Annotated in this window: 8 protein-coding genes; 4 read left to right on the top strand and 4 right to left on the bottom strand. The window is 52.9% G+C overall.

Features of this window, described 5'->3' with window-relative positions; all coding sequences use genetic code 11:
* Window positions 1-324 precede the first annotated feature (324 nt).
* Window positions 325-1,668, top strand: a complete 1,344-nt coding sequence (locus tag INF61_RS22055) for an anaerobic C4-dicarboxylate transporter (RefSeq protein ID WP_032671672.1) — start codon at window positions 325-327, stop codon at window positions 1,666-1,668.
* Between the two features lie 80 nt (window positions 1,669-1,748).
* On the opposite strand, the gene INF61_RS22050 is transcribed toward INF61_RS22055, so the two are convergent.
* Together INF61_RS22050 and azuC are read right to left on the bottom strand one after the other, a co-directional pair.
* Complete coding sequence (locus INF61_RS22050; protein ID WP_003859683.1) at window positions 1,749-2,000, bottom strand: DUF2766 family protein; 252 nt, start codon at window positions 1,998-2,000, stop codon at window positions 1,749-1,751.
* Between the two features lie 106 nt (window positions 2,001-2,106).
* Window positions 2,107-2,190: a stress response protein AzuC gene (gene azuC, locus INF61_RS22045; RefSeq protein ID WP_003859682.1), complete on the bottom strand. Its 84-nt coding sequence runs from the start codon at window positions 2,188-2,190 to the stop codon at window positions 2,107-2,109.
* A gap of 214 nt (window positions 2,191-2,404) precedes the next feature.
* On the opposite strand from azuC, the gene INF61_RS22040 reads away from it, so the two are divergent.
* A complete protein-coding gene (locus tag INF61_RS22040) occupies window positions 2,405-3,823 on the top strand; it encodes an MFS transporter (protein ID WP_033486941.1) in 1,419 nt (472 codons plus the stop codon).
* 42 nt (window positions 3,824-3,865) lie between these two features.
* Here the strand turns inward: INF61_RS22040 and INF61_RS22035 are convergent, their stop codons facing one another.
* Window positions 3,866-4,504, bottom strand: coding sequence for an RpiB/LacA/LacB family sugar-phosphate isomerase (locus INF61_RS22035; protein ID WP_003859680.1), 639 nt, complete (start codon window positions 4,502-4,504; stop codon window positions 3,866-3,868).
* Window positions 4,505-4,749: 245 nt separating this feature from the next.
* Here INF61_RS22035 and yecR point away from each other — a divergent pair, with 245 nt between their 5' ends.
* Window positions 4,750-5,088 carry a YecR family lipoprotein gene (yecR, locus tag INF61_RS22030; RefSeq protein ID WP_062937920.1) on the top strand — a complete coding sequence of 113 codons (339 nt, stop codon included), beginning with the start codon at window positions 4,750-4,752 and terminating at the stop codon, window positions 5,086-5,088.
* A gap of 200 nt (window positions 5,089-5,288) precedes the next feature.
* On the top strand, window positions 5,289-5,786 hold the full coding sequence (gene ftnA / locus INF61_RS22025) for a non-heme ferritin (RefSeq protein ID WP_003859676.1): 498 nt from the start codon (window positions 5,289-5,291) through the stop codon (window positions 5,784-5,786).
* A gap of 36 nt (window positions 5,787-5,822) precedes the next feature.
* Here ftnA and INF61_RS22020 read toward each other — a convergent pair whose 3' ends face one another.
* Window positions 5,823-6,059: a YecH family metal-binding protein gene (locus INF61_RS22020; protein WP_003859673.1), complete on the bottom strand. Its 237-nt coding sequence runs from the start codon at window positions 6,057-6,059 to the stop codon at window positions 5,823-5,825.
* Window positions 6,060-6,191: the final 132 nt, after the last annotated feature.

The raw sequence follows: 6,191 nt of genomic DNA, 5'->3' as shown, positions 1-6,191 counted from the left end.
ATTCCTTCCGGCTTATCGGGGACGGGCGGAGGTAACATCCCTGTAAAGCCCGCCCTCTCGGCGCATCCCTGCGCCTCGCCCCGGCCTACAGGAAACGCCTCAGCGATTTACAGCCGGACCGAGGCATCGCTGAAAGCCTTCAGTTATTCTGAAGGCAACGTTATCGCTTTTGCTTTCAAATTACTGGGGATCCCTCAGCCCGTCAGGGAGTGGGTACCAACTCCCTGCTTTTGCTGACATTTAACAAATCAGATCTTGCTCCCAATGAATAACCATACATCGTGTAATGATTTGTTTAATTACATTCATTAACGAGGGAGCATCATGATCACCATTGAGTTTATTGTCATTATTCTCTGCCTGCTGATAGGCACCCGCTTCGGCGGGATGGGCCTGGGGCTGATAAGCGGCATCGGCCTGTTTGTTTTGAGTTTTGTCTTTGGTCTGCAACCCGGTAAACCGCCGGTTGACGTGATGCTCACGATCCTCGCCGTCATCGGCTGTGCGGCCACGCTACAGACCGCCGGTGGCCTGAATGTAATGATGCAGTTTGCAGAGCGCCTGCTGCGTAAACATCCCCAGCACATCACCCTTCTCGCACCGTTTACCACCTGGATGTTGACCTTCCTGTGCGGGACCGGGCACGTCGTCTACACCATGTTTCCCATTATCGCGGATATCGCCCTGAAAAAAGGCATACGCCCGGAACGGCCGATGGCGGTGGCCTCGGTGGCATCTCAGATGGCGATCACCGCCTCCCCCGTTTCCGTGGCCGTCGTTTCGCTGGTCTCGATTCTGGGTGCGCAGCACGGTATCGGCCACGCGTGGGGGATCCTCGAAATTCTTGCGGTCTCCGTACCGGCCTCACTGTCTGGCGTCGCCATTGCGGCGCTGTGGAGCTTGCGTCGCGGGAAAAACCTCGCAGACGATCCTGAATTTCAGGAAAAGCTGAAAGATCCGAAACAGCGGGAGTTTATCTATGGAGGAACGGAGACGTTGATGGATCAACGTTTCCCGAAACAGGCCTACTGGTCCACGTGGATCTTCTTCGCCGGGATTGCCATAGTGGTCCTGCTGGGTGCGCTGCCCGAGCTGCGTCCGGCGTTTGAGATCAAAGGGAAAATGACAGCCCTGTCGATGAACCTTGTCATTCAAATGATGATGCTGATCGCCGGGGCCATCATGCTGATGACCTGCAAGGTGAATGCGTCGGCCATTTCAAACGGGGCGGTATTTAAGGCGGGGATGGTCGCGATTTTCTCGGTGTTTGGCGTGGCGTGGATGAGCGATACCTTTTTTCAGGCGCATCTCGACGAGCTGAAAATGGCGCTGGAGGGGGTGGTGAAAAGTCATCCCTGGACGTATGCCATCGTGCTGTTCCTGGTATCAAAACTGGTCAACAGCCAGGCTGCGGCCTTGACCGCGGTCGCCCCGATGGGGTTGATGCTGGGCATCGATCCGAAAATGCTGGTGGCCTTCTTCCCGGCATCCTACGGCTATTTTGTGCTGCCCACCTATCCGAGCGATCTGGCCTGTATCGGGTTCGATCGCTCCGGCACCACCCGCATCGGTAAATTCATCATCAACCACAGCTTTATTCTGCCGGGGCTGATTGGTGTCAGCTGTGCCTGCGTGGTGAGCTATCTGCTGGTGCAGACGTTCTTCTGATCCTTCTGCGGGCGACAGGCTCTGTCGCCCTTCGACGTAAAAGCAGAAAAGAGTTTCTAATTTTAAAACATCGGTTTATTTTAGTGTGACTCACCCTGCGGTGTGAAGCGGAGTTCAATCAGCGCAATCGCTTTCTGGATCGCGCGGAGCGTAACCGGGTCCGCCGCAGCAGGATGGTTGGTGAAATCGATGTTTTTCAGCTGGGTCGACATCTTTTCGCGTACCTCAACCGGCGCGATAACGTCAATCACATCAAGGATTTGTTTGATAACCAGCTGGCAGGCGACGACGTCAGATACCAGTTCCTGATCGGCGCTCAGGTTTTGTGACATGGGGTTCTCCTTATTCAAAGGCCGCCATAGTAGCAAAACAGACGCCCTTCCATCTCCCTCTCGTCGTCCGCAGACATAAAAAAACCTGCCGAAGCAGGTTTTTTTATCAGAACATCGCACCCGGTGGGACGTCTTTAAACGTTGTGCAGTAGTTTGCCCACATGCTTTTCAGGATTTTGCGCAGTTTCATTATGTTGCTCCAGTAACGTGTTATGCAGGTGTTATTGTCAATACGCTTATAATATGACCACCATCACAAAAATCAACCATTTTGTGACCTGCATCACGGTTATTAAACCCTCAGTGCTGCTGGTTTGTTAAAAAAAGCCATGATAAATCCGCACGTTACAGGCTTATAAATTCCAGTAAATGTTTATAAAATTTTTTGAGCGGGCAGGAAGAGAATGAGTGAAAACGTATCCGGCAAAGAGAGCCGTGGATTATCGCCTGCGGCGCTGCTGGTGGCCGGTGCTTTCTTTATGGAGTTTCTGGATGGGACGGTGATCGCCACCGCGTTGCCGGATATGGCAAAAAGCTTCGGCGACCAGGCGGTGGATCTGAATATCGGCATCAGCGCCTATCTGATCACCCTGGCCGTGCTGATCCCCGCCAGCGGCTGGATCGCCGACCGCTTCGGCGCGCGAAAAGTGTTTGCCCTCGCGCTGGCGATCTTCACGCTGGCCTCGGTATTTTGCGGCCTGTCCACCACGCTCGATCAGTTCGTTGCGATGCGCGTCCTCCAGGGCATGGGTGGTGCGCTGATGGTGCCCGTAGGTCGCCTGGCCGTGCTACGCACCACGCCAAAACATCAGCTCATCACGGCAATCGCCACCCTGACGTGGCCTGCGCTGGTCGCGCCGATCATCGGCCCGCCGCTGGGTGGATTCATTACCAGCTATGCCGACTGGCGCTGGATCTTCTTTATTAACGTGCCGCTGGGGATAATCGCCATTTTGCTGGCACTGCGCATCATTCCAGACCTGCATGAAGATACGCGCCGACCGTTTGATTTACCGGGTTTTGTTGTCACCACCCTTGCCATGGTGAGCCTGGTTTATGCGATGGAGTTGATGGGCGCAGAGCCTCTGCGAACAGGATTAACCGCCACGCTGTTTATCGTCGGTGTCGTCGCCTTAAGCCTGGCGCTGCGTCACTTTAAGCGGGCAACCTGGCCGATGATCAGGCTCGATGCGATGCAGGTGCCGACGTTTCGCGTCACCCTGTACGGCGGATCGCTGTTTCGCGCCTCCATCAGCGCGGTTCCGTTCCTGTTACCGCTGATGTTCCAGGTCGGCTTTGGCATGGACGCGTTCCATTCTGGCCTGCTGGTGCTGGCGGTTTTCGTTGGCAATCTCACCATTAAGCCGGCGACGACGCCGCTTATCCGCAGCCTGGGGTTTAAGCGGCTGTTGCTGATTAACGGTGCGTTGAATGTCCTGGCGTTGCTGGCCTGCGCGTTTCTTACGCCGCAGACGCCCGCGTGGCTCATCATGCTGATCCTTTATCTGGGCGGCGTTTTCCGTTCGATTCAGTTTACAGCCATCAGTACGCTGGCTTTTGCGGATGTGCCATCGGTGCAGATGAGCTATGCCAATACTCTGTTTTCAACCGCAACGCAGCTTGCCGTGGGGCTTGGGATCACGCTCGGGGCGATTGGTATTCGTATCGGGGAAAAAGTCAGTGAGGCGATGGGGATTGCCGGTATGCCAGGAATGAGCTTCCGGCTGGCATTTGTGGCAATCGCGCTGATCTGCCTGGTGGGAATGGTTGACACGCTGCGTCTGACTCAAGATGCGGGCAGCGCGGTCTCATCGAAAAAGTAACGCTATCTGCCGGGCAGGCAACGCACCGCCCGGCAAAGTAAATCAGCCAACAATACCGCGCACGAAGGCTTCAATCTCTTTGTCCTGGCAGTTCTCGAAGAAGCACTGCTGGAAGCGCTGGCCTGATACGGCGGTTTTAACCAGCTCAGGATCGATTGCTCGCAGGGTATCCAGATAGTTTTCTTTCACCACCGCCGCTTTCACCTGGTTCAGGATCCCGGCGTTACGCACCTGCGGCTCTTTACGCTCTGGTGGATAGCCTTCGCCATTGCGTCCGGTAAACGCTTTCTCAAAGATAAAGCGTACGTTCAGTTCTGCCCCCCAGCCGAAGCCCTTCGCAAACGGCAGAGAAAGCGCGTTACCGTTGTTGATTTGCGCAAACAGGAAAGCATCCGCAGGATCGATGCAGTAACCGCAAATCACACCCGGATGGATGTTCAGGGACATCAGCGCGCCCTGCCCGGTACCGCAGCCGGTAACAACAAAATCAACGGCTTTAGCGTTAAGCAGAATGCTCGCCATGATGCCCAGGTGAATATAGGTGAGATGATGATCGTTCTCATCACTCATACCGACGTTATAGACCGGAAAACCTTTCTCATCAGCAACGGCTTTCAGCTCATTAAGGATGATGGGATTCTTAGCGGCCTGGCTGTTTTCCATCATCAGTGCAATTTTCATCTTGTCTCTCCTGAATGCATGGCGGGCGATCCCGCTGTGGATACCTTTTCAACTTAACCTTACTATCAAACAAACGCACTTTCAAATTAAGTGAAAACTTGTTTTAAAAAACAAAGATGCGCTCACAATTTCGCGCGGTGGCCCGGCTCGTTGCACAGTGAGAGGGCAGATCCTCCGGCTATTCCAGCCATTGCGTACCATCGCGTTGGTTACAATGGCGTATTTCCCGTCACGCAGAGTGAACCATGAAACGTGTAATCATAGCCGGAACGATCCTGTTGCTCGCCGGGTGCAGTATCAACCGTCAGGCAGAAGTCAGCAGTACGGATGCCCCAAACGGAATTGTGCGCCTCGACTATGGCCAGGCCATGCTGCAAAACGCCTGGTCTGATGAGTATGTTAATAACGGTACGGCAACCAAAGCCTGTCAACATATGGGCTACGCCACTGCGTCAGCCTACGGGCAGCCAATTAATACCTGCACCCTGATCAGCGGTTCACTCTGTCTGAACGAAAGTGTGACCATTCAGTATAAATGTCAGGGATATGCTGTTACCTCTTCCAGCCAGAATCCGTGGTATTAACCGCTACTGCCAGTCACGCTGGCAGTTTATTTAATAAGAACTAAAACAATTCTCATTAATAAATATAAATGGCGGCAATGCGTTTTATTCCCATTCGTATTTTTAATAAAGAAATATTTATTTTACTTTTTGCAAATAATTAAATAACAAATTATAGTGTCGCTCATCGTGAACCAGAATTAATAAACCGGAGCTGCACCATGTTAAAAACTGAAATGATCGACAAGCTCAATGCGCAAATGAATCTTGAGCTTTTTTCTTCCCTGCTTTATCAGCAGATGAGCGCCTGGTGCAGCTATCACAGCTTTGAAGGGGCGGCCGCCTTCCTGCGTCGTCATGCCCAGGAAGAGATGACGCACATGCAGCGTCTGTTTGATTACCTGACGGACACCGGCAGCCTGCCGCGCATTGATAACGTGGCATCGCCTTTTGCCGAATACGGCTCTCTTGATGAACTGTTCCGCGCCACCTATGAGCATGAACAGCTGATCACCCAGAAAATTAATGAACTGGCTCATGCCGCCATGACCAGCCAGGATTATCCAACCTTTAATTTCCTTCAGTGGTATGTGGCTGAACAGCACGAAGAAGAGAAGCTGTTTAAATCCGTGCTGGATAAATTATCTCTGGCAGGTAAATCCGGGGAAGGTCTGTACTTCATTGATAAAGAGCTGTCGACGCTCGATACCCAGAATTAACAGAAAAGCGGTGCTGAGTTTTCAGCACCGCATTATTTAATGGCGGCAGATTTTACTTTCGTGAGTGGAAAATCCGTCTGCTGCCGGAATGAATTTTCCGCGCGCCGCCAGAAACGCCACCAGCTCCGCGGCCGTCATCTCCGAAGCTGAACAGGTATGGAAACGCGCCGCTTCGCCAAAGCGGGCATGTATCGCCTCAACCAGACTCTCCTCCGTATAGCGCTCACCTGACTCAATCATCATATTCAGCACGTCGTGTCCGTGAATTGACATGGTTACCTCTCGCAAATAAAAAGCAGACTAAACGTTCCCTCTACGGCACGCTTTGCGCTGGCGCAGGTTACCCTTTTCTTTTTGTAAATTAATTATTACACCCTATGTAACGGTGATTTGACGAGATGGTGC

It is taken from the genome of Enterobacter cloacae complex sp. P18RS, from assembly GCF_014982105.1.
Lineage (GTDB): Bacteria > Pseudomonadota > Gammaproteobacteria > Enterobacterales > Enterobacteriaceae > Enterobacter > Enterobacter hormaechei_C.
Note: the sequence above shows the minus strand (reverse complement) of the source record. Positions and strands in the feature narration are given on the sequence as shown.

Excerpts from the sequence above, each read along its gene's own strand:
- INF61_RS22055 (WP_032671672.1), top strand. The coding sequence starts at position 325 with ATGATCACCATTGAGTTTATTGTCATTATTCTCTGCCTGCTGATAGGC.
- INF61_RS22050 (WP_003859683.1), bottom strand. The coding sequence starts at position 2,000 with ATGTCACAAAACCTGAGCGCCGATCAGGAACTGGTATCTGACGTCGTC.
- azuC (WP_003859682.1), bottom strand. The coding sequence starts at position 2,190 with ATGAAACTGCGCAAAATCCTGAAAAGCATGTGGGCAAACTACTGCACA.
- INF61_RS22040 (WP_033486941.1), top strand. The coding sequence starts at position 2,405 with ATGAGTGAAAACGTATCCGGCAAAGAGAGCCGTGGATTATCGCCTGCG.
- INF61_RS22035 (WP_003859680.1), bottom strand. The coding sequence starts at position 4,504 with ATGAAAATTGCACTGATGATGGAAAACAGCCAGGCCGCTAAGAATCCC.
- yecR (WP_062937920.1), top strand. The coding sequence starts at position 4,750 with ATGAAACGTGTAATCATAGCCGGAACGATCCTGTTGCTCGCCGGGTGC.
- ftnA (WP_003859676.1), top strand. The coding sequence starts at position 5,289 with ATGTTAAAAACTGAAATGATCGACAAGCTCAATGCGCAAATGAATCTT.
- INF61_RS22020 (WP_003859673.1), bottom strand. The coding sequence starts at position 6,059 with ATGTCAATTCACGGACACGACGTGCTGAATATGATGATTGAGTCAGGT.